General features: G+C 62.2%; 23 protein-coding genes. 4 read left to right on the top strand and 19 right to left on the bottom strand.

Annotated elements, in window-relative coordinates; genetic code table 11:
• Positions 1–5: 5 nt before the first annotated feature.
• The gene (locus B9A23_RS07675; protein ID WP_084278258.1) at positions 6–446 is read left to right on the top strand and encodes a gamma-glutamylcyclotransferase family protein; all 441 of its coding nucleotides are present in this window, start codon (positions 6–8) and stop codon (positions 444–446) included.
• Here B9A23_RS07675 and B9A23_RS07670 read toward each other — a convergent pair.
• The 12 genes from B9A23_RS07670 to B9A23_RS07615 form a co-directional block, all read right to left on the bottom strand.
• Positions 439–837 (bottom strand): hypothetical protein, encoded by a 399-nt coding sequence (locus tag B9A23_RS07670; protein WP_084278257.1) that lies wholly within the window; start codon positions 835–837, stop codon positions 439–441. The two genes, B9A23_RS07675 and B9A23_RS07670, sit on opposite strands and share 8 nt — an antisense overlap.
• The gene (locus B9A23_RS07665) at positions 837–1,718 is read right to left on the bottom strand and encodes a LysR substrate-binding domain-containing protein (RefSeq protein ID WP_084278256.1); all 882 of its coding nucleotides are present in this window, start codon (positions 1,716–1,718) and stop codon (positions 837–839) included. Before B9A23_RS07665 ends, B9A23_RS07670 begins: the two co-directional genes overlap by 1 nt.
• Before the next feature lie 9 nt (positions 1,719–1,727).
• On the bottom strand, positions 1,728–2,663 hold the full coding sequence (locus tag B9A23_RS07660; protein WP_084278255.1) for a CBS domain-containing protein: 936 nt from the start codon (positions 2,661–2,663) through the stop codon (positions 1,728–1,730).
• A 21-nt stretch (positions 2,664–2,684) separates the two neighbouring features.
• Positions 2,685–3,188, bottom strand: coding sequence for an rRNA maturation RNase YbeY (ybeY, locus tag B9A23_RS07655; protein WP_084278254.1), 504 nt, complete (start codon positions 3,186–3,188; stop codon positions 2,685–2,687).
• Positions 3,185–4,207 carry a PhoH family protein gene (locus B9A23_RS07650; RefSeq protein ID WP_084278253.1) on the bottom strand — a complete coding sequence of 341 codons (1,023 nt, stop codon included), beginning with the start codon at positions 4,205–4,207 and terminating at the stop codon, positions 3,185–3,187. The genes ybeY and B9A23_RS07650 overlap by 4 nt, the downstream gene beginning before the upstream one ends.
• A gap of 103 nt (positions 4,208–4,310) precedes the next feature.
• Positions 4,311–5,663, bottom strand: a complete 1,353-nt coding sequence (gene miaB / locus B9A23_RS07645) for a tRNA (N6-isopentenyl adenosine(37)-C2)-methylthiotransferase MiaB (protein WP_084278252.1) — start codon at positions 5,661–5,663, stop codon at positions 4,311–4,313.
• 32 nt (positions 5,664–5,695) lie between these two features.
• Positions 5,696–6,484, bottom strand: coding sequence for a lysophospholipid acyltransferase family protein (locus B9A23_RS07640; RefSeq protein ID WP_254895040.1), 789 nt, complete (start codon positions 6,482–6,484; stop codon positions 5,696–5,698).
• Positions 6,468–6,890 carry a Fur family transcriptional regulator gene (locus B9A23_RS07635; RefSeq protein WP_084278251.1) on the bottom strand — a complete coding sequence of 141 codons (423 nt, stop codon included), beginning with the start codon at positions 6,888–6,890 and terminating at the stop codon, positions 6,468–6,470. The genes B9A23_RS07640 and B9A23_RS07635 overlap by 17 nt, the downstream gene beginning before the upstream one ends.
• A gap of 104 nt (positions 6,891–6,994) precedes the next feature.
• On the bottom strand, positions 6,995–7,435 hold the full coding sequence (locus tag B9A23_RS07630; protein WP_084278250.1) for a Ros/MucR family transcriptional regulator: 441 nt from the start codon (positions 7,433–7,435) through the stop codon (positions 6,995–6,997).
• A gap of 167 nt (positions 7,436–7,602) precedes the next feature.
• Complete coding sequence (locus tag B9A23_RS07625; protein WP_084278249.1) at positions 7,603–8,076, bottom strand: GNAT family N-acetyltransferase; 474 nt, start codon at positions 8,074–8,076, stop codon at positions 7,603–7,605.
• Between the two features lie 11 nt (positions 8,077–8,087).
• The gene (gene tsaB / locus B9A23_RS07620) at positions 8,088–8,717 is read right to left on the bottom strand and encodes a tRNA (adenosine(37)-N6)-threonylcarbamoyltransferase complex dimerization subunit type 1 TsaB (protein ID WP_084278248.1); all 630 of its coding nucleotides are present in this window, start codon (positions 8,715–8,717) and stop codon (positions 8,088–8,090) included.
• A gap of 23 nt (positions 8,718–8,740) precedes the next feature.
• Positions 8,741–9,319, bottom strand: a complete 579-nt coding sequence (locus B9A23_RS07615) for a NifU family protein (protein ID WP_084278353.1) — start codon at positions 9,317–9,319, stop codon at positions 8,741–8,743.
• 143 nt (positions 9,320–9,462) lie between these two features.
• On the opposite strand from B9A23_RS07615, the gene B9A23_RS07610 reads away from it, so the two are divergent.
• Both B9A23_RS07610 and B9A23_RS07605 read left to right on the top strand, forming a co-directional pair.
• Positions 9,463–10,053, top strand: coding sequence for an FKBP-type peptidyl-prolyl cis-trans isomerase (locus tag B9A23_RS07610; RefSeq protein ID WP_084278247.1), 591 nt, complete (start codon positions 9,463–9,465; stop codon positions 10,051–10,053).
• Positions 10,054–10,101: 48 nt separating this feature from the next.
• Entirely contained in the window at positions 10,102–13,005 is a 2,904-nt protein-coding gene (locus tag B9A23_RS07605) for a M16 family metallopeptidase (RefSeq protein ID WP_084278246.1), read from the top strand.
• Between the two features lies 1 nt (position 13,006).
• Here B9A23_RS07605 and B9A23_RS07600 read toward each other — a convergent pair whose 3' ends face one another.
• The 3 genes from B9A23_RS07600 to B9A23_RS07590 are packed head-to-tail and all read right to left on the bottom strand — an operon-like array spanning position 13,007 to position 16,175.
• The gene (locus tag B9A23_RS07600) at positions 13,007–13,657 is read right to left on the bottom strand and encodes a TadE/TadG family type IV pilus assembly protein (RefSeq protein WP_084278245.1); all 651 of its coding nucleotides are present in this window, start codon (positions 13,655–13,657) and stop codon (positions 13,007–13,009) included.
• Positions 13,654–14,232: a TadE family protein gene (locus B9A23_RS07595; RefSeq protein ID WP_368655930.1), complete on the bottom strand. Its 579-nt coding sequence runs from the start codon at positions 14,230–14,232 to the stop codon at positions 13,654–13,656. Before B9A23_RS07595 ends, B9A23_RS07600 begins: the two co-directional genes overlap by 4 nt.
• The gene (locus B9A23_RS07590; RefSeq protein WP_084278243.1) at positions 14,232–16,175 is read right to left on the bottom strand and encodes a TadE/TadG family type IV pilus assembly protein; all 1,944 of its coding nucleotides are present in this window, start codon (positions 16,173–16,175) and stop codon (positions 14,232–14,234) included. The genes B9A23_RS07595 and B9A23_RS07590 overlap by 1 nt, the downstream gene beginning before the upstream one ends.
• 231 nt (positions 16,176–16,406) lie before the next feature.
• On the opposite strand from B9A23_RS07590, the gene B9A23_RS07585 reads away from it, so the two are divergent.
• On the top strand, positions 16,407–17,780 hold the full coding sequence (locus B9A23_RS07585) for a class II 3-deoxy-7-phosphoheptulonate synthase (protein ID WP_084278242.1): 1,374 nt from the start codon (positions 16,407–16,409) through the stop codon (positions 17,778–17,780).
• A gap of 61 nt (positions 17,781–17,841) precedes the next feature.
• On the opposite strand, the gene B9A23_RS07580 is transcribed toward B9A23_RS07585, so the two are convergent.
• Genes B9A23_RS07580 through B9A23_RS07565 form a run of 4 tightly spaced genes read right to left on the bottom strand, consistent with a single transcriptional unit; the run spans position 17,842 to position 21,725 of the window.
• On the bottom strand, positions 17,842–18,231 hold the full coding sequence (locus B9A23_RS07580) for a ribonuclease HI (protein ID WP_084278241.1): 390 nt from the start codon (positions 18,229–18,231) through the stop codon (positions 17,842–17,844).
• A 13-nt stretch (positions 18,232–18,244) separates the two neighbouring features.
• On the bottom strand, positions 18,245–19,321 hold the full coding sequence (locus B9A23_RS07575; protein WP_176217916.1) for a phosphotransferase family protein: 1,077 nt from the start codon (positions 19,319–19,321) through the stop codon (positions 18,245–18,247).
• Between the two features lie 11 nt (positions 19,322–19,332).
• Positions 19,333–20,421, bottom strand: a complete 1,089-nt coding sequence (locus B9A23_RS07570) for a Zn-dependent alcohol dehydrogenase (RefSeq protein ID WP_084278240.1) — start codon at positions 20,419–20,421, stop codon at positions 19,333–19,335.
• An 11-nt stretch (positions 20,422–20,432) separates the two neighbouring features.
• A complete protein-coding gene (locus B9A23_RS07565) occupies positions 20,433–21,725 on the bottom strand; it encodes an acyl-CoA dehydrogenase family protein (RefSeq protein WP_084278239.1) in 1,293 nt (430 codons plus the stop codon).
• Between the last annotated feature and the right edge of the window lie 72 nt (positions 21,726–21,797).

Below are 21,797 nucleotides of genomic sequence, written 5' to 3'. Positions count from 1 at the left end.
CATCCATGAAGCCCCGGTGGTTCTTCTTCTACGGCACGCTGATGGAAGACCACGACAACGCGTTGACGCGGCGCATCCTGCCACTGCTGTCGCGGGGCGAGCGAGGCGTGGCGGCGGGTAAGTTGCTGGCGGTGCGCGATCCTCGGGGATGGTATCCGTTGCTCTTGCGCGGGCGAGGGCAGGTCTTCGGCACTCTGCACCGCGCTGGGCCACGCTTCTCGCAGCGTGAACTCCGTTTGATGGATGCCTACGAGCGGTACGACCCGCGCGCTCGGCATCGTTCGGAGTATGTGCGAACAGCGATCAGGGTGCGAAGGCCCGGGTGCCGCACCGTTCGTACCGAGGCTTATCTTGGCAGGGGAATGCGCCGCTCGGGGATGCAGGTCATCGCCAGCGGATCTTTCACGATCTTTCTGCAGCAGCGCGGGCTGAAGGCATTTACCTGATCAGCAGGTCGACTTCCGTTATCTCGATCACCGGCACTTCCCACGGGTGTGCCGCCATCAGGGCCGCCAGTGCAGGCTCGATCTCTGCATCTGCCTGCGCATAAGTGGTAAGGATGATCGTGGGCGAAAGGGTGCGCATGTCGGCACTTCCGAGCGTCGGCCTTGCCTCGGCGCCCGGCTGGAAGCTTTCCCAGCCGAGCGCCACTTCGCAGACGCCCTTGTAGAGGGAAAAGTCACCAAGCGGATTGTCGGCACGGATGACGGCGAGGATGGCCGCAGCGGTAATATCGCGTTCGAGCGCGCCGCTATCGCCCGCGATCATCGCGGCCAACGTTTCCGCGGTAACCGGGCAATGGATTTTCACCGCAACGGCGCGGCGGCGGCGCGCCATCAAAGCCCAGCCTTCAACATCCAGTCGTGGAACAGGCGCACCGGGCGCGATTGCAGCGCGCGTGGGCGACAGACGAACCAGTAGGAATAGGGGCTGTCGACGTCGATATCGTATAGCCGGGCCAGCCGCGAATCGTGGCTGCGGTGGTAGTGGTCATCGTGCATGATCGCGATGCCAAGGCCCTGTGCCGCGGCTTCGAGTATCAACTGGCCGGAATCGAAATGGTCGATGGCGGCAGGTTCAAGCTTCTCAAGATGCAACGCTCGCTTCCATGCCTCGAAACTGGCTGGAAGATCGTTGTGGACGAGGAATGTCTGCTTTGAAAGCTTGGCCACGTCGGGCCGCTCGCCAAGATCGGCGGCAAGCTCGCGCGAGGTGATCGCATGGACGCGGTTGTGATCGAGGCGGACCGAATGCAGCGAGGCATCGGGCCCTTCAGACAGGACGATGGCCGCATCGATGGTGTCGCCCAGCTTGGTTTCGGCGGCGTGGCCCGAATCGATGTCGATGTGCAACTGCGGATGCAGCTTGCGCAACTCGCCAAGGCGCGGGAACAAGCGCTGGCTGCCGAACAGCGGCAGCACGCCGAGGCGAAGCCGCATGACCTTGCCGGTGTCGATCAGGCGATCCACGCGGTCAGCCATCTCGTCGATCAACGGTGCAACCGCATCGTAGAGCTGCTGGCCTTCCTCGGTAAGCTTGAGCGCCTGATGCTTGCGCTCGAACATCGGCTTGCCGACGAAATCCTCAAGCGCCCCCAGTCGCCGCGACAGTGCCGAGGGGCTTAGTGCGAGTTCTGCCGCGGCTGTCTTGGCCGAGCCTGCTCGCACGACGCGTATGAACGCCTCAAGCGAACGCAGGGGAGGCAGGCGGCGGATCATCGTCTTGTCCTATTCGTCTTCGTTTGCCCGCGGCGCGTGGAGCCGCAGGCGTGTCAGGCGGCGCTCGTCACCAGCTGTGACCTCAAGCCGCCAGCCGCTGGCATGCTCGAGCACGCGGCCGACCGGCGGTACTTCGCCTGCCAATACCACGGCAAGGCCGCCGAGCGTATCCACGTCTTCCTCCACTTCTGCAAGTCTGGGATCGACCGTTTCGGCAACGTCATCAAGTTCTGCCCGTGCGTCCGCGTCCCAGGTTTCGGGATCAATGCGACGAAGCAGTTCCTGCGGTGCATCGTCGTGTTCGTCCTCGATCTCGCCAATGATCTCCTCGACCAGATCTTCGATGGTGATGATGCCATCAGTGCCGGAATATTCGTCGATAACCACAGCCAGGTGGGTACGGCGGGTGCGCATGTCGGCCAATACGTCAAGCGCGCCCCTTGCCTGTGGCACGAACAGCGGCTGGCGCATCAGCGAAGTCCAGTCCCTGGGCGGCTGCTTGTTGGACAGCATCATGCCCGCGATGATCGCGAAGACGTCCTTCACGTGGATCATGCCGACAATCTCGTCGAGCGATTCGCCATAGACCGGCATGCGGCTGTGGCCATGCTCGGCAAAGGCCGCGACCATTTCCTCGAACGTGGCGGAGGCGCGCACGGCGATGATCTCGCCGCGCGGAATGGCTACGTCGTCAGCGTCATGCTCGCTGAAATGGAGGAGGTTGCGCAGCATCTGGCGTTCCAGCGGCACAAGATCGCCGTTGTCATTGCCATGATGATGCGGTTCGCCCTCGTGCTCGTCGATCGCTTCCTCGATCTGGGCACGAAGCGACTGGTCGTGGTCAGGGCCTTTGAAAAAGGCTCGGATCGCGCGCCAGAGCGTGCGACTGCTACTGTCTCCGTCTCCCGATCGGCTGTCGCCGGCGGAATCATTGCCCTCGGGCACTGGTCAAATCCCCTTACGTGGTCAGTCTTCGACCGCATATGGGTCGGCGATGCCCATCAGCGCAAGCGCCTTCCGCTCCAGATCCTCCATTTCCTCGGCCTGCGCCTCACCCAGTTCGTGATCGTGCCCTGCAAGATGGAGCAGGCCGTGCACGATGAGGTGAGTTGCATGGACCTCGACCGAGACGCCCTTTTCAGCGGCTTCACGGGTGCAGACGCCGTGTGCCAGGATCAGGTCGCCCAGCATGCCCGGCGCATCGCTATCCCGTGCAGCGTGCAGCACTTCCTCGCGGCTGAGCATCGGGAAGGACAGGACGTTGGTCGGTCTGTCCTTGGCGCGCCACTGCTTGTTGAGCGCGTGCACCTCGTCGTCATCGGCCATGACGAGGCTGACCAGCAGGTTCTCGTGGGCCAGTTCGGTAGCAGTGGCTGCCGTTGCCTCGGCCGCACGATTGGCAAGTGCTTCCCAATCGACTGTATCTCCCCAGACCGGATCGATGTCGATTTCGAGGATCGGCGCGCTCAAGCGTCCTTCCCTTCATAGGCTTCGACGATGCGGCCCACGATCGGGTGACGGACCACGTCAGCCGTCTTGAAGCGTACCGTCGCGATGCCTTCGACACCTTCAAGCCGCTGGACGGCATCGTTCAGACCACTGGCCCCGACGCCACCGGGAAGATCGACCTGCTTGGGGTCGCCACAGATGACCATGCGGCTGTTTTGACCGAAGCGGGTCAGGAACATCTTCATCTGTGCCGGCGTGGTGTTCTGGGCTTCGTCGAGGATCACGAAGGCATCCGCCAATGTACGACCGCGCATGAAGGCAATTGGCGCGATCTCGATCTCGCCGCTGGCGATGCGCCGTTCAACCTGTTCGGGCGGCATGCAGTCGTACAGCGCGTCGTAAAGCGGACGGAGGTAGGGATCGACCTTCTCCTTCATGTCGCCCGGCAGGAAGCCAAGGCGCTCGCCCGCTTCGACTGCAGGGCGCGACAGGATCAGGCGCTGCACCGAGCCGGAAATGAGTTGGGCGACTGCCTGTGCCACGGCGAGATAGGTCTTGCCGGTGCCTGCCGGACCAAGCGCGAAGATTACGTCATGGCTGATCAGCGCCTTCATGTAGTCGATCTGCGTCGGGCTGCGCGGGATGATCGTCTTCTTGCGGGTGCGGATCATGATCGGCGGAGCACCGCCGGGCGCCCCGGTGATGATGCCTTCCAGTGTCGGCTCCACGCTCATCGCGATCAGCGATTCAACGGCGCCCGAATCGAGTTCCTGGCCGGACAGCAGTCGCTGGTGCATGCCCTTCAGCACCTCGCGGGCGCGGGCGACGGCATCGTCGGGCCCTTCGATCAGGACGCGGTTGCCGCGCGCAGAGATGTAAACACCCAACCGGTTCTCGATGTGAACGAGATTGGTGTCGAACTGGCCGAACAGGGTGCCCAGCACGGTCTGCTCGTCAAACTCAACTTCGACCCGGGCGCGGCGATGCTGCGGTTCCGGGCGATGATGCGCTTCGTCGGCGCGGTGGGGTTTACGGGCCATGCGCTCCTTTCAGGTATGTGCCTGATTCAGAGCATAGGAACGGATATTGCGCGCACAAGACGCAAGGCCACGTTTCCACAGGGCAATTAGACGAGACGTGCCCTTAAAGGAGCCGGCCAGCGATCGAGTTTGGCCCGGCTTCGACCAGTTCTACGCGGACCATGCTGCCGATCTCGGCCTCGCCGATGAAGTGGACCGACTGCAGCCACGGAGATTTGCCGAGCCACTGGCCGTCAAGCTTGCCGCGGCGTTCGACCAGAACCTCGCAGGTCCTGCCGACGCTGGCAGCATTGAACGCCATCTGATCGCGGTTGAGAGCAGCCTGCAGGCGCTGGAGGCGTTCGTCCATGACGCTGGCAGGGATGTGATCCTCCATCGTCGCTGCGGGCGTTCCGGGACGGGGGGAATACTTGAAACTGAAGGCCTGAGCATAGCCGACGGCATCCACCAGGCGCAGCGTGTCTTCGAACTCGGCGTCGGTCTCGCCGGGGAAGCCGACGATGAAGTCGCCCGACAGGGCAATGTCGGGCCGGGCCGCGCGAATGCGCTCGAGCAGGCGCATGTAACTTTCTGCAGTGTGGCTGCGGTTCATGGCCTTGAGCACGCGATCGTTTCCGGCCTGCACGGGCAGGTGCAGGAACGGCATCAGCTTTTCGATCTCGCCATGCGCGGCGATCAAGCCATCGGTCATGTCGTTGGGGTGGCTGGTGGTATAGCGGATGCGCTGCAGGTCGGGATCGTCAGCAAGCGCACGGGCGAGCCCGTCGAGACCGACCTTGCGGCCTTTCTCATCCTCGCCCGTCCAGGCGTTGACGTTCTGGCCGAGCAGCGTGATCTCGCGCGCGCCGCCTGCAACGAGCAGCTTCGCTTCCTCGACCAGATCGGCGAACGGACGGCTGATTTCGGCGCCTCGCGTATAAGGCACGACGCAATAGGTGCAGAATTTGTCGCAACCCTCCTGGACGGTGAGGAATGCCGTGGGGGCCGACTTGCGGCGCTTGGGCAGGGCAGCGAACTTGGCCTCGGCGGGCATGTCGGTTTCGGTTGCGCGCTGGCCGGATGCGGCCTGTGCCACCATCTCCGGTAACCGGTGATAGGACTGCGGTCCGACGACGACCTTCACCGCCGGGGCACGGGCCATGATCTCGTCGCCCTCGGCCTGGGCAACGCAACCGGCGACCGCGATCAACGGTGCCGCGCCGTCTTCGCGCTTGGCGTCCTTCACGATGCGGCCTATGTCGGAATAGACCTTTTCGGTCGCCTTCTCGCGAATGTGGCAAGTGTTCAGAACGACGAGGTCGGCGTCATCGCCGTCGGCTGCGGGCGCCATGCCATCGGCAGCAAGCAGTTCGGCCATGCGCTCGCCATCATAGACGTTCATCTGGCAGCCGAAGCTCTTGACGCGGAACGTCTTGGGGGCGGGGACCGGTACAGTGGTAGCAGAGACGGACGACATGCCGCGCCGATAGTGGATTCGGCCTGCTTTGTCTAACGCCCCGGATTGCCCTGCTGTGCCGCCACTGCGGCGAGGATGCGTTCGCGCGCCGCAATGGCCATGATCTTGCGATTGGCAGTCTCGGCTTCGGCCAGAGGCGGGAGGAAGTGCAGGGTGACGGGCACTGGCTTGCGGCGTGCCAGAATCTTCAGGAAATTGTCCAGTCCATGTTCTTCGCCAACCCAGGCAATGTTCGGCGCATCTGTGCCGTAGTCTACCCAGATGGGTTGGATGGCTATGCCCTCGGGAGGCGGATCGAGCGCCGAGAGAAGCGATGACTTGAACGGCAGCAGCCCGGTCCCGTCGCTGGTCGTGCCTTCGGGAAAGACCGTCAATGAACCCGTATCGGTCAGAGCGGCGCGAACCTGCTCCACCTGCGCGTGAACGGAACGGCGATCGTGCCTTGCCACGAAGACCGTATCGTTCATCTCGCACAGCCACTTCAGCAGCCCTACGTCGGCAAGTCCGGAGTGGGCCACGAAAGCACTTCCGCTGGCGCCTGCTATGATCGGGATATCCAGCCAGCTGACGTGGTTCGAAAGCAGGAATGCTCCGCCTGACGCCCTCGTGCCCGAGATGCTCACTCTGGCCCCTGCGACCGTGGCGATGCCGCCCAAGAAAACGCGTGGCCATGGATTTGGCAGGCGGACAACGCGCCACAGGTAGTACAGGGGAACGCAGGCCAGCAGCAGAAGTAGCATGCCCGTCAGGCGCATGGCGATGCGTGCGCGCCCGGCAAGGCCGATTGTCGCTTGGGCGGGGAGGTCAGCCGTCGCGTTCAAGCTTCACGCCATAAAGCTCCATGCGATGATCGACGAGGCGATAGCCTAGTTTCTCGGCAATCTGGCGCTGGAGCTGTTCAAGTTCAGGATCGACGAACTCGATGACCTTTCCGGTCTCCACGTCGATCAGATGATCGTGGTGAGCTTCGGGAGTGGCCTCGTAGCGGGCGCGGCCATCGCCGAAGTCATGGCGATCGAGAATGCCGGCCTCTTCGAACAGCCGCACCGTGCGATAGACAGTCGCAATCGAAATCCGCGAGTCAATGGCCGAGGCCCGCTCATGCAGTTTCTCGACATCCGGGTGATCGTCGCTCTCGGAAAGAACGCGGGCGATCGTGCGGCGCTGGTCGGTGATACGCAGGCCACGTTCCGCACAGAGAGCTTCGATGTCGATCGCCTGATGCACTGGGAACTCGTCTAAAAGGGTTGGCCCGCCGATCTATAAACCGGCGGGCCAAATCTTCAACCGCGCGCGCCTGTATTGCGCACAGCCTGTAATTCCGATGCCGCTTAGCCGGCAGATGGCTTGCGACCGCGCTTGGGCGCAGGCTTGCGTCCAAGGCCGATCTTCTTGGCCAGTTCACGGCGCTTTTCAGCATAGGCCGGGGCGACCATCGGATAATCGGCCGGAAGATTCCAGCGGGCCCGGTACTGTTCCGGGGTCATGTTGTAGCGGGTTGCAAGGTGACGCTTGAGCATCTTGAGCTTCTTGCCATCTTCGAGGCAGACGATGTGATCGTTCTTGACCGAAGCGCGGATCGAAACCGCAGGTTCCGGTGCCTCTTCCTCGACGACTGCCGGCTGATCGAGCCCGGCAAGTGCAGAGTAGACATTGGTAATGAGCGTGGGAAGATCGCCGACAGCGACGCTGTTGTTGCTCACGTGTGCGGCAACGATATCCGAAGTCAGCGTGATCAGCGTTTCCCGCATGTCGTTCTGGATTTCAGTCATGGCGAACAGGCCCTTTTGCTTGTCCCTCCGCGGAGCATTTTCACGCTAGGACTATGGAATGTGACTCAGGTCACCTTCCATAGTCGCCTTTGGCCAAGAAACAACCACCAAACTGGTGGCGATCATACTTCAGTCGTGAAAAATAACCGATCAACCAAAGTATAATGTTAGTTATCAAGGACGAGTTCCTGGCTGATGGCGTCTAACCGTGTGCCATCCCCGCATCGGTAATAAGATGGGCGCACTCCGACTTCGACGAAACCGTGCGCTGCATAGAGCACCCCTGCAGGGTTTCCGCGCCGCATTTCGAGAAATACACGGCCCATCCCGTGACCTCGAGCTTCTGACACGAAGCGCGCCAGCAAAAGATGTCCAAGCCCTTTGCGCCGATATTCTGGCGCAATTGCAAATAGCAGCAATTCTTCTTCATCGAGAACGCTACGGCCCATGAAAAAGCCCGCAGTATCAGTATCCTCGTAGAAATTTGGAGACCCGTCAGGCGCAATAAGTCCGTAGCGACAATTGCTGACAAGCAGCGCATCGCTGACTTGCCGGCGGTTCCATGCTTCGCCAAACTCCGCAGGAAATGCGCGCTCCATCACGGACATGATCCGGTCGATGTCGTCTTTGGGAGCGATCATCGGTGGCCGTCTTACCTCGTCGCTGGCAATCGCGCGTCAGGTGCGCGCCCGTAGATTGGTCGCGGTTGGGCAATCAACGCCGACGCGCCAAGCAACACCGCAAACCGCGCGTCTGGCCAAAGGTTGCATATGGTGATGCCGGGGCTTTCTTCCATGCGACCTGCACCGAGCGCCGCGGCCTGGCTGCCGGCAACAAGTGACGCATTGCTTGCGGCGACGGCTGCAGCAGGTGAAAGCGAGGCAAGGGGCGATATCGGCGTGGCATCGCTGGCAAAGCTGCGCAGAAACCACTCGCCGTGCCCGCCGGTCATGCAGACATCGATAGTGTCGGCTGCTGTCTCTGAAAGGGCCATGGCTGCAACAAGGGACAGGCTCTCGAAACCCATTACTTGCGCACCCCAGGCCAGGGCCAGCGCTCGCGCGGTGGCAAGCCCAACCCGGATTCCGGTGAAGCTGCCAGGGCCGACGTCCACGAGGATACGCTCGGCGCGGCCCTTGTCAGGCAAAGCTGCGATCATCGGTACAAGGCGCTCGGCATGGCCACGGCCAAGCATCTGGTTATCGCTGGCCAGCACAACCGCGTTTTCCAGCAACGCTACCGAACAGGCTTCGGTCGCGCTGTCGATGACAAGGGTGCGCATGATACGGGGTCTATGCCGCTGGATCAGGCCGCGCGGACTTCGGTCACTTCCGGGACGTAGTGCTTGAGCAGGCTTTCGATGCCGTGCTTCAGCGTTGCCGTCGAAGAAGGGCAGCCCGAGCATGCGCCTTGCATCTGCAGATAGACCACACCCTCGCGGAAGCCCCTGTAGATGATGTCGCCCCCATCGTTGGCCACGGCAGGGCGTACGCGCGTTTCGATAAGGTCCTTGATCTGATCGATCACGTCGGCATCTGCCGGATCATCGGAGAAGTTCGCATCGTCCTCTGGCGGGACGGCAATCCCGCTAGCTGTCCCGGCAATGAAAAGCGGAGCTTGGCTGACGAAATGGTCGAGGAGGAGCGATAGGACTTGTGGCTTCAGCGATGCCCATTCGACGCCTGGCGCTGCCGTGACGGAAACGAAATCGCGCCCAAAGAAGACGCCCGTTACATCGCCGAGGTCGAACAGGGCCTGCGCCAGCGGCGACTGCTCTGCCGCTTCGGGCGAAGTGAACTCGCGCGTGCCGCTGGCCATCACCTGCTCGCCGGGGAGAAACTTGAGCGTGGCCGGGTTGGGGGTGGTTTCTGTCTCGATGAACATGATTCGCATGTAGGCCGGTAACCGGTGTGGTCAAGGGTACGAAGGGCGCGAGATACGGGTGCGGCGGTGACCTGGCCGCTTTTTCATGCGCTGAGAGACCTTGGGCCAGTGGCGCGCTATCCTGAAGGCCGCTAAGGGGAGGCATGAGCACAACTGTCAGCGGTACGCCCCGCTTCGCCCTTGCCTTCGCAATCATGGCCGCTGTCCCGGCGCTTTCGCAAACCGCGTCCGCCGCAGCGCCCGCCAAGACCGCAGCGCAGGCTGCCACGCCATCCGCTTCAGTCATTCCCCTTCCGCTCAATCCGGTCATCCCGGCCGCGCAGCGTCTGTGTTCGACAAAGGCTGCCAGCGGGCTCGGCTCCATGACCCTCAAGGCTGCCGAAGGGGCAAAGCCGGCGAAGGCAGACTACGTTCTGGTCAACTACATCGGCTATCTGTCGGCCAATGGCGAAGTGTTTGATCAGGGAATGCAGGCTGCGTTTCCGGTCGAGGGCGTGATCCCCGGCTTTTCGGAAGGCTTGCAGATGATGGCAAAGGGCAGCACGTGGCGGTTCTGTGTGCCTGCGGCGCTTGGCTATGGTGCGCAGGCTTCAGGCCCGATCCCTGCAAATTCCGATCTCGTTTTCCAGGTCGAACTCGTCGACTTCAAGACTGCCGCTGAACTCGAGGCCCTGCGCGCGGCGCAGTCCGCGGCATCTGCGCCGCCATCAGCCGCGCCGGCCCCGCAACAATAACGGGTCTATTCACTGGTCCTTCATCGGAAGGCTTCCTATAACCGGGTAATGCAATCCAAAAACCCGCGCGCCCGGCGCATTGGCCTGTTCCTTTCCCTCCTGCTCGTCTCGGCGGCGCCAGTCGTCGCCCAGACCACGGCGCAACCGGCCAGGCCCGCTGCGGCCAGCGCCAAGGCGCCGGTGCCATGGCTCTACAAGGGCTCGGACGTGCCGCAGGACAAGGCGTGGATCTTCGGCACGCTGCCCAACGGCATCCGCTACGCCGTGCGCCACAATGGCGTTCCGCCTGAGCAGGTTTCCATCCGCGTGCTGGTCGATGCCGGCTCGATGTACGAGACCGAGCCGCAGCGCGGCTATGCCCACCTGATCGAGCATCTCACCTTCCGGGAATCGAAGTATCTCAAGGAAGGGGAGACCATCCCCACGTGGCAGCGCCTGGGCGCAACCTTTGGCAGCGACACGAATGCCGAAACCAGCCCGACCCAGACGGTCTACAAGCTCGACATCCCGCAGGCCAACGATGCCAAGCTGGATGAAACGTTCAAGCTGCTGTCAGGCATGATTACCGAACCGATCTTCACCGATCATGGCGTGAAGACAGAAGTGCCGATCGTGCTCGCCGAAATGCGCGAACGCACAAGCCCGCAGTCGCGGGTGCTCGATCAGACGCGCGATCTGTTCTTCAAGGGACAGCTGCTGGCCTCGCGCAATCCGATCGGGACCGTGGCAACGCTCGAAGGTGCCGACGCGGCCAAGGTCAAGGCTTTCCATGATAAGTGGTATCGGCCCGACAACACCGTGATCGTCGTGGCAGGCGATGCCGATCCTGCTGCGCTGATCAAGCGGATCGAGCAGTCCTTCGGCGGCTGGAAGGCCACCGGCAAGAAGCCGCTTCAACCTGACTTCGGCAAGCCCATCGCGCCTGCCGGCGTCGATCCGAAGAATCCCGTGGGCGAGGCCAAGGTTCTGGTCGAGCCTGACCTTCCGCGACTGGTCAATTGGGCGTACCTGCGGCCATGGAAGAAGGTGAACGACACGATCGTCTATAACCAGGGACTGATGATCGACCGTCTCGCACTGGCTCTCATCAACCGCCGCCTTGAAGGCCGTGCTCGGGCCGGTGGCAGCTATCTTGTCGCCTCGGTCGACGAGATGAAGCAGGAACTGTCCCGGTCCGCTGACGCCACGATCGTCACCGTCACGCCGTTGGGTGAAGACTGGAAGAGCGCCGTGACCGACGTGCGCTCGGTCATTGCCGATGCGCTCGCGACGCCACCTTCGCAGGAAGAGATCGACCGCGAGGTTGCCGAGTTCGAGGTGGCCTTCAAGGTCTCGGTCGAAACGCAGGCTACCATTGCCGGTTCGAAGGCCGCCGACGATCTGGTCAACGCCGTCGACATCCGCGAGACGGTGGCCAATCCCGACACCATCTACGATATCTTCAAGAGCTCGATTCCGCTGTTCAAGCCGCAGGCCGTGCTCGATCACACCCGCGCCTTGTTCCAGGGCACGGTCATCCGTCCGATGATGATCACGCCCAAGTCGGGCGAAGCAGACGAAACCTCGCTGCGAGCGGCGGTAATGGCGCCGGTCAAGGCGGCGTCCGAAAGCCGGGTGGCTGCCAATACGCTCAAGTTTGCCGACCTGCCGCCTGTCGGCACGCCCGGAACCGTCGCCAGCGCAAGGCCGATCGGGTTGCTCGGTATCGAACAGGTCGAACTGTCCAACGGCGTCAAGGTTCTGCTCTGGCCGAACGATGCCGAACCTGGGCGCATCATCGTCAAGGCGCGCTTCGGTGGCGGGTATTCTGCCATCCAGCCGCAGGATGCCGTCTACGGTCCGATGGGCGAGGTAGCGCTGATGGACAGCGGCATCGGCAACCTTGGGCGGGACGATCTCGATCGTCTGGCTACGGGCCGCAAGCTCAGCCTGGATTTCGACATCGACGACACCGCATTCGTGCTTCAGGCAGATACGCGCCCTGCCGATCTTGCCGACCAGCTTTATCTGATGGCGGCCAAGCTTGCGATGCCGCGCTGGGACGCCAATCCTGTGCTGCGCGCCAAGGCGGCGGCCAAGCTGCAGTACGAGAGCTTCAATTCTTCGCCCACCGCCGTGCTCAATCGCGATCTCACATGGCTGCTGCGTGACGGCGACCCCCGCTATGCGACGCCGAACCCGGCAGAGCTGGAAAAGGTGACGCCGGAAGGCTTCCGCAAGGTGTGGGAGCCGCTGCTGGCGCAAGGCCCGATCGAGATCGACATGTTCGGCGACTTCACCCGCGAACAGGCGCTGGCTGCGCTCGAAAAGACGTTCGGCGCGTTGCCGGCACGCGCGCCGGCGCCCGCTTCGACGCTGGCGCCAAGCATCCCGGCGCACAATGCCGAACCGCTCGTGCTGACGCATCGCGGTGATCCTGGCCAGGCGGCCGCGGTCGTGGCGTGGCCGACCGGAGGGGGGCAGGCCGGTGTGCGCGAAAGCCGACAGCTCGAAATCCTCGCCCAGATCTTCAACAATCGCATTTTCGATGCGATGCGCGAGAAGGTGGGGGCAAGCTACGCGCCGCAGGTTGGATCAAGCTGGCCTCTCGATCTGCCATCGGGCGGATATATCGCAGCGACCGTCCAGTTGCGTCCGGGTGACTTCGAAACGTTCTTCGCAGTTGCCGACAAGATTGCCGAAGACCTTTCGACAACGCCGCCATCAGCCGACGAGATCGGTCGGGTTACCGAGCCGTTGAAGCAGTTGATCACCCGAGCCAGCACGGGCAACGGCTTCTACATGTTCCAGCTTGAAGGTGCAGCCAACGATCCGCGCAAGATCGCGGCGATCCGCACCATCCTGAACGACTACAGCCAGACGACGCCGGAACGGATGCAGGCCCTTGCGCAGAAATATCTGCGGAAGGACAAGAGCTGGCACCTTGAGGTTGTGCCCGAGAGGAAACCCTAGATCAGCAGCTATTCTGTGGCTTTGATCCACTCAGCCCGGGCCCGGTGCTGCGGTCGTCGCGAACGATGATCGCAGCCTCCTCATGGATGGTGATCGGCTGGACGAACATCGTCCCAAACAAGCCGTTGTAACGATACCAGACCTCGGCAACCATCACGGCGCTACCGTTTGGTGCGATCAGCTTCTTGCCGCCCACCGAAATGCCAGACGCGATCGTAGAGATCGTACTGCCGGTGAGATCGGGCTTGCCGTGCTGCGATTGCTGGGTCCCTGCGCCTTTGCACTGCTGCCAGTGTATGTATTGTTTGCCGGTAATTGGATGGACTTCAAGGCTCGACAGGATGACCCTGCCGTTGGTGCTGAGGCTTATAGACTCGCCTTCTTCAAGCGCACCGGTCAGCACGGAATCAACGTCTGCGGCCGTTATCGTCGGTGTCACGCCGCTGTTGTCCGTCTGCCCTAGACGCGAGGCATTGTCGGCAAGCGACAAGGCAACCTGACTGACCTCCATCGCCGCCGCATTCATCCACGCAATCTCGGCGCCATACATGCCAAGGGTTATGAAAAGCGGCAGGATCAACGCAAACTCGAGGGCCGAAACGCCACTGCTGTTGCGCTTAAGTTCGCACCACCGGTCTGTCGCAAAGCTCATGGACAACTTCCTGCGGTGGAGCCGAGGTCGGTCTGGACGCCGAAAGGCTGGTTCTTGGTCACAGCGGTTGCCGTGAGCTTCCGCTTGGACCAGAGGGCCGGCATGAACGGCACCTTGAACACGGGCTGGAATTCCGCTTCGACGCGATAGACGACTACATCGTTGGCCGAACCTTCGTTGCCATTTCTCCCCACGTCGGTATCCCACTGCCCGTTGCGGTTCTCATCGGTGTAAGTCTCGTTATTATCGCACCGGCTGTTACCGTTCTTGTCATTCCACTTTTCCGGGCGGCCAACATCGTTGAAGTCATAATAACTGGTGCGAGAAGAGGTTATCTTGACGCCAGGTAATACGGGCCGCACCGCATCAAGAACACTGGCGTCCGCTTCCCCGATATCACGCGTTTCCAGCGATGAAAGACGGGCGGCGCGGTGCACGGCCCCAGTCAGCACCGATTTCCCATAGACCATCTGTCCAACGTCCATGATGCCCAGCAGGAGCAGCAGGAACATCGGCACCACCAGGGCAAACTCGACAATCGTCGCGCCCTCGATGTCTTCCAGAACGGGCCGCATCATTGCACCACTCGCAATTCGCCAACCTGCTTGGCGATCGATTGGAAGGCCGCGTCCAGCTGGCTGGCGTTGGCGGCGGTAAAAGCACTATCGCTCGAAGCGCAGGTGTTGAGTTCGGGCGTCATGCCTTGCGCAAAGGCAATTACCCAGACGCGGATGCCTTTTGCCTTCACCGCCTCACACAGCGCGAGAAAGCGTGAGTTGTGGCGCTCGGTGTCGCGCGTATAGCCGTTATCGGTCACGCGCCGATCATGGTATTCCACGCCCCACGCCGACTGGATCGAGTAGCTAGGCGCCATTTCACCGTCGGTCATGAAGATCATGTGCCGAGAGACTTCGCCGCCGTTGTTGGGCGATGCGCGGACATTGTCGGACCAGATGCCATCGGGTGAGAGCAAGCGTGCCCCCCAGACCATGCCGATGTCATGATAGGTCGCGCCTTCCGGAACCAGCGAGTCAGCGTAGGCGAAATATGCTGTCCGATTCATGCTCGAAAGCAATTGGGCAGGTGTCGGGCAGTAGGATGGCGCGGCCTGTCCGGTCGGCGAAGGCATGGTATTGTTCATGTAGACGTTGCCGAGGTAGGTATAGGTGCGGATATAGGCGACCTGTTGCCACATTGGCGCCCATTTCGATGCGTTCGAACCGTCCGAGGCGCTGTCGATATCGAGGTCATTGGCGCCCGATGGAGAAAACCCGCCAATCGAGGACCACGTGAATGGATCGCCGCGTACGGTCGATCTCTCTTCGATGCAGCCTCGCCAGGTCGAAGACACCGCCGTCCCGTTGTCACCCGTGTTTGTGTTGACAGGCTGGAAAAGCTTGAACTGGCTCGTGTTATAGGTGACCGGCCGGTACTCCCAGTGGTCGAACACTTGCGAGCTGGTATAGACCGGGTTTGCGGTAGAAGTCGTCACGGTGACCAGATTGCGATAACCGGGGCGCGATTGGAGGCGCCAGTTGATCAGAAACCAGTTGCAACCATAGCCTGTTTGCGTCTGCGGCTGGGTGACCGTCGTCGTGACGACTTGCTGGCCGGAGGAGTTGATCGTCGTGACGCTGGAACTCGTCGCGGCGCCGTTGTTGGTCCATGCCGTATCAGCGGGTTTCTGCGCAGAACATGAGCTTGAGGTCAGGTATAGGGTCGCGTTGTAGTTTGACCAGCTTCCATATGTTGGCGTGGTGGTGGTTGGCGTGCCGGTTGTCGTGGTGGGCGTACCGTAGCCGGTCTGGGTCTGAACGGTCCGGTAGATCGGCAAGCGCGATTGCACGGGCCAACTGTCGACAAGGTATGAAGGATTGCGGTCAAGAATAAGCCGCCCAACATTCACGGACGAGCTGTAAGGCACGAATCCGTATCGTATCCGCGCATTCGTGCCAGAAGTTGCCGCAGCCACTGTGTCGTAGAAGTTTTTCATTGCAGACCGCAGGGCCTGGATGCGGGTTTGCGAGCTGCCGGAAAGGAGCGAATTCATCGATCCGGTAGTGTCCAGCACCATCATGATGTCGCTGTTGCCCACACCCATCGATGCGGTGCAGCGCGAGATCATGTTGAAGTTGCCCATGCCGAAGAGCTGCATGATGATAGGTGGCAGCGCAGTTCTCGCCACGCCGTCCACTGTATTTCCTCTGTCGGCAGACGTTACAGTAAACGTCGTGTCTATGGCATCCAGCCGTGTCGCATTGAAGTTTGCGTAGAAGTAATTCTGGGCCTGAGACGTGGCATTTGCGTCGAGCCCATTTGTCGTCACGGCGCGGCGCCCGGCAAGGACACCCGCGTCACACGCGGCTTGCAGGCGGGTCTGGGCGCGCCAGCCTCTGCTGATGTCCACTGCACCGCCAATCAACGCCGCCACCGCAACTATGGCCAGCGTCGCCAGCGGGAGGATGCTGCCCGACCGGTTCCGATAGATGGCAGAGACAAGACGGATCAAGCGGAACATCGATCGTTGTGAGGCAACCTGCGTCTGGAAATCGCGACGGATGTTTTGCCGCCAGCCTCAAAAGGTTAATCTGCCATCCACCAAGACAATCACACGATCGGCATAAGGGTAAATGCTTATCGGCATCCGCTGCGTGCGATCATCGAACAATTCGATTGCGGTGAACGTAAGGCTTGCTTTGCATTTCTTGCGCACTGCGCGTATGGCGCCGCCTCTTGAAAGGAATGGAAAGTGGCACAGAACTGGACTGCGGATTCATGGCGCGGGTTTGAGGGGCGGCATTTGCCGGTCTATCCCGACGCGCAAAAGCTGAACGAGGTCGAAAAGACTTTGACGAGCTTTCCGCCGCTGGTCTTTGCAGGCGAAGCCCGCGCCCTTAAGGCAGACCTGGCGCAGGTGGCGGCCGGCAAGGGTTTCCTGCTTCAGGGCGGCGACTGCGCCGAGAGCTTTGCCGAGTTCCATCCCAACAACATCCGCGATACGTTCCGCGTGCTGCTGCAGATGGCCGTGGTGCTGACCTTTGCCAGCAAGCAGCCGGTGGTGAAGGTCGGGCGCATGGCAGGCCAGTTCGCCAAGCCGCGCTCCTCGCCGGTCGAGAAGATTGGCGATGTGGAACTGCCGAGCTATCTTGGCGACAACATAAACGGCATCGACTTCACGCCGGAATCGCGCATTCCCGACCCTGAGCGCATGCTGCGCGCCTACAGCCAGGCGGCAGCTACGCTGAATCTGCTGCGCGCCTTCGCAGGCGGCGGCTATGCCAACCTGCGACAGGTCCACCAGTGGACGCTGGATCATATCGGCAAAAGCCCGTGGGCGACCAAGTTCCGCGAGATGGCGGACAAGATCGGCGAAGCGCTCGATTTCATGGAAGCCTGTGGCGTCGATCCGCGCACTGTGCCCCAGCTTCAGGGCACCAGCTTCTACACCAGCCACGAGGCGTTGCTTCTGGCTTACGAGGAGGCGATGACCCGGCAGGATTCGCTGACTGGCGAATGGTACGATACCAGCGCGCATATGCTCTGGATCGGCGACCGTACCCGCTTCGAGGGCTCGGCTCACGTCGAGTATCTGCGCGGAGTGCAGAACCCCATCGGCATGAAGTGCGGGCCATCGCTCAGCGCTGATGCGCTGCTGCGGATGCTTGATACGCTGAACCCCTCGCGCGAACCTGGCCGCATGACGCTGATCAGCCGCTTCGGGCATGACAAGGTCGAAGCTGGTCTTGCCCCCCTGGTGCGCGCCGTGAAGCGCGAAGGCCATCCTGTGGTCTGGTCGTGCGATCCCATGCACGGCAACGTCATCAAGGCCGACAACGGCTACAAGACCCGCCCATTCGATCGTATCCTCACCGAAGTGAAGGGCTTCTTCGCCGTGCATCGCGCGGAGGGGACCCACGCCGGCGGCATCCACATCGAGATGACCGGACAGGACGTGACCGAGTGCACCGGCGGTGCCATCGCGATCACGCAGGAGGGCCTTGCCGATCGCTACCACACCCATTGCGATCCGCGTCTCAACGCGGCGCAGTCGATCGAACTGGCATTCCTGCTGGCTGAGGCACTGAATGCCGAACGGGAAGGGGCCAAGGCCGAAGCCGCCTGACCCTCATCCTAACGTGAGCAAAGGCCCCGGGAGTACTGCTCCCGGGGTTTTTTTGTTGGCGTTAGCGCGGGTGTCTGGCGTTAAGCGCGATGCCTGCAAGATTTTGCTCGCGCTTGATCCATCGTATCCGTGCGGGCGGTTGCGCTTCGGCCAGCTTCTCGAATCGCTGGAGATGCGCCTGGTCGGCAGGTGAGGCGGGCCGTGCCTTGCCTTGCGCCTGATCGATCACCGAACGACTGTCCCCCAGCAGGTCGAATGCCGGCGCTCCGCTGGCCTGCGCCACCTCAAGCGCATGGATCAGCGCCAGCCATTCGGCATCGCAGTTGGTCCCGCTGCCCAGATCGGCTCGCACGTTGGCAACTCCGCGCATGACAGCCGCAACCTCGATAGGCCCGGGGTTGGGCCGGCACCCACCGTCGAAATATACCTTGATCCGCTTGCGATCCGCCATTTCAGAGCGGCTATCAGGCGCCAGTCCTTACTGCAAAGCTCATTGCCAGTTCGGCCAGTGGCCGCACCCTTTCGGACATGGCCTTGGCATGCGCGCTTGAAGCCGTTCCATCGATTACCCGCTTCTTGATGCCCTGGATGATGCCCGCCAGCCTGAAGAAGTTGTAGGCAATGTACCAGTCCATCCCCGGCAGCCCATCACGCCCCGTCTTGTCGCAATAGCGTGCGACGACCTCGTCCAGTTCAGGAATGCCGAGCGCCTTGCGATCAAGGTCCTGCACGCCCGATCGTCCACCGTTGTCCTGGACCCACGCCGTGCAGAAATAGGTGAAGTCCGCCAGCGGATCGCCCAGCGTCGACAGCTCCCAGTCGAGCACCGCGACGACCTTGGCTTCGGTGGGGTGGAAGATCATGTTGTCGATGCGGTAATCGCCATGGACCACGCTCGTTCGCGTCTGCTCGGGCAGGGTGGCGGGCAACCACTCGATCAGCCGTTCCATCTCAGGCATCGTTTCGGTTTCCGAGAGGCGATACTGCTTGGTCCAGCGATCGACTTGCCGGCCGAAGTAATTGCCCGGCTTGCCGAAGTCGCCAAGTCCCGCCTTGTCGATGTCGACTGAATGCAGTTCGGCCAGCGTATCGACCATCGCATCATAAGTGGCGCGACGGAATTCCGGCGTTGCGCCGGGCATTGCCCCGTCCCAAATCGTCCGGCCATCGACGCAGCCCATCACGTAGAACCACGATCCGATCACGCTCTCGTCAGTGCACAGCCCGTACTGCCGAGCGACCGGGAAACCGGTGCCCGAAAGTCCGGCCTGCACCTTGTACTCGCGGTCAACCGCGTGGGCCGAGGGCAGCAACTTGCCGAACGGCTTGCGGCGCAGGACGTAGGGCCCTGAAGGGCTGTCAATCTTGTAGGTCGGATTGGATTGCCCGCCCTTGAACTTCGAAACGGTCAGCGGGCCCTGAAAGCCCGCGACATTGTCTTCGAACCAGCGGGTCAGGCTGGCCTCGTCAAGTCGGTCGGCACCCTCGGGAACAACTGTCCCGGTAAAGGCTGCCTGTGCGTCCATCGGCGCGTTGCTCATTGCTGGCCCGCTCACTGATCGAACACGATGACCGAGCGGGCGGAATGGCCCTGCTTCATTTTCTCGAAGCCATCATTGATGCCTTCCAGAGGGATGCGTTCGGCAATGATTGTATCAAGGTCGAGCAGGCCGCGCATGTAGAAGTCGACAAGCCGCGGGAGATCCACCGGGAAGTGGTTCTGCCCCATGATCGCGCCCTGCAGCTTCTTGTCGGAAAGCAGATCCATCGCCGACAGTCCGACCTTGTGGTTCAGCGGCATCATCCCGAGGATCGTGGCCGTACCGCCGCGCCGCAGCGAAGCCACCGCCAGATCGCCCGAAGCCGGACGGCCGACGGCCTCGATCGCATGGTGAACGCCGCCCTTGGTCATCTCGACGATTTCCTTGGCAGCATCGGGTCCGGCATCGATCGCATCGGTGGCGCCGAGCTTTTTCGCGAGGTCACGCTTCTCCGGCATCGGATCGACCGCGATGATCCGGCCGGCACCGGCGATCTTGGCGGCATTGATCGTGGCCAGGCCCACGCCACCACAGCCAACGACGCAAATCGTCTCGCCCGGCGTCAGCTTGGCCGCGTTGAAGACTGCGCCAGCGCCAGTCGTCACCGCGCAACCGATAACCGCCGCCCGGTCGAGCGGCATCTCCGGGTTGATCGCAACGCAGGCATGCTCATGCACCAGCATCTGTTCGGCAAAGGCCGACAGGTTCAGCATCTGGTTGACCGTGCTGCCATCGTCGCTGCGGGTGAGGCGAGGGGCGCCGCCGGGTGCACGCCGCGTATCTGCGCCAAGGCAGAGCGACATGCGGCCGGTGACGCAGAACTCACAATGGCCGCAGAAGGCCGAGAGGCAGGTGACTACCGCGTCACCTACCCTCACGGTCCGCACTTCCGAGCCAACCGCCTCGACGATGCCCGCCGCCTCGTGCCCCGGCACGGCCGGTAGAGGGTGTGGATAGGCGCCCTCGATGAAGTGCAGATCCGAATGGCACAACCCGCAGGCCGCGGTGCGGATCAGCACTTCATGCGGACCCGGCTTGGAAACGCTCAGGTCCTGGAGCTCGAGCGGCTTGCCCGGTTCGACGAGTACGGCGGCTTTCATCTATTCTCTCCTTACCGAGCCACGCCCAGATCACCTGAGCTGAACCCGCGATCTGCCGACGGCATGTCGGCGTGACGCGCGAATTCGATGCGGGCAATGGCGCGGGCGTGCACTTCGTCCGGCCCGTCTGCCAGGCGAAGCGTGCGCTGATGGGCATAGGCTTCGGCGAGGCCGAAATCTTCCGAAACGCCGCCGCCACCGTGGGCCTGGATCGCATCGTCGATAACGCGCAGCGCCATGTTCGGCGCCTGCACCTTGATCATCGCGATCTCAAGCGCAGCCGACTTGTTGCCGACCTTGTCCATCATGTCTGCCGCCTTGAGGCAGAGCAGGCGGGTCATTTCGATGTCGATACGGGCCTGCGCGATGCGCCACTCCCAGATCGACTGGTCGGCCACGCGCTTGCCGAAGGCCACGCGCGACTGCAGGCGCTTGGCCATCTTGGCAATCGCTTCCTCGGCCACGCCGATGGTGCGCATGCAATGGTGGATGCGGCCTGGCCCCAGGCGGCCCTGCGCGATCTCGAAGCCGCGACCTTCGCCCAACAGAATGCTGGAAGCAGGAACGCGCACGTTGTTCATCACGACTTCCATGTGGCCATGCGGCGCATCGTCATAACCGAACACGGGCAGGTGGCGGACGATCTCCACGCCCGGCGCGTCAAGCGGCATCAGGATCATCGACTGTTGCTGGTGCCGCTTGGCTTCGAAGTCGGTCTTGCCCATGACGATGGCAATCTTGCAACGCGGGTCACCCACGCCCGAAGACCACCACTTGCGACCGTTGATGACATACTCATCGCCCTCACGGCGAATCGAGGTTTCGATGTTGGTCGCATCCGACGACGCGACTGCCGGCTCGGTCATCAGGAAGGCCGAACGGATCTCGCCGTTCATCAGCGGCCGCAGCCACTGTTCCTTCTGCTCGAGCGTGCCATAGCGATGGAACACTTCCATGTTCCCGGTGTCGGGCGCGGAGCAGTTGAACACCTCGCTCGCCCAGCCGATGCGGCCCATCTCTTCTGCGCAGAGGGCATATTCAAGGTTGGTGAGGCCCGGGCCTTCGAATTCGAAGCTTTCCTCGACATGATGATGCCCGCCGTTGCGTGGCGGCATGAACAGGTTCCATATGCCGGCAGCCTTGGCCTTGGCCTTCTCCTGTTCGACGGTCTGGAGAACCTTCCACCGGTCGCCAGTCGCCTGCTCGGCCTTGTAGTCCTTGTAGCGCGGGCGGACGTTTTCCTCGATGAACTGGCGGACGCGGTCACGCCAGTACTTCTGGCGGTCGGTCGGTTCGAAATCCATGAGCCTCTCCTTGGTTGCCCGGCAGTGTCCATCGGGCCATGTGCGAATTCAAGTGAAAATTAAGTGATCGGT

It is taken from the genome of Novosphingobium sp. B1, assembly GCF_900176395.1.
In the GTDB taxonomy this organism is placed as follows: domain Bacteria; phylum Pseudomonadota; class Alphaproteobacteria; order Sphingomonadales; family Sphingomonadaceae; genus Novosphingobium.
Note: the sequence above shows the minus strand (reverse complement) of the source record. Positions and strands in the feature narration are given on the sequence as shown.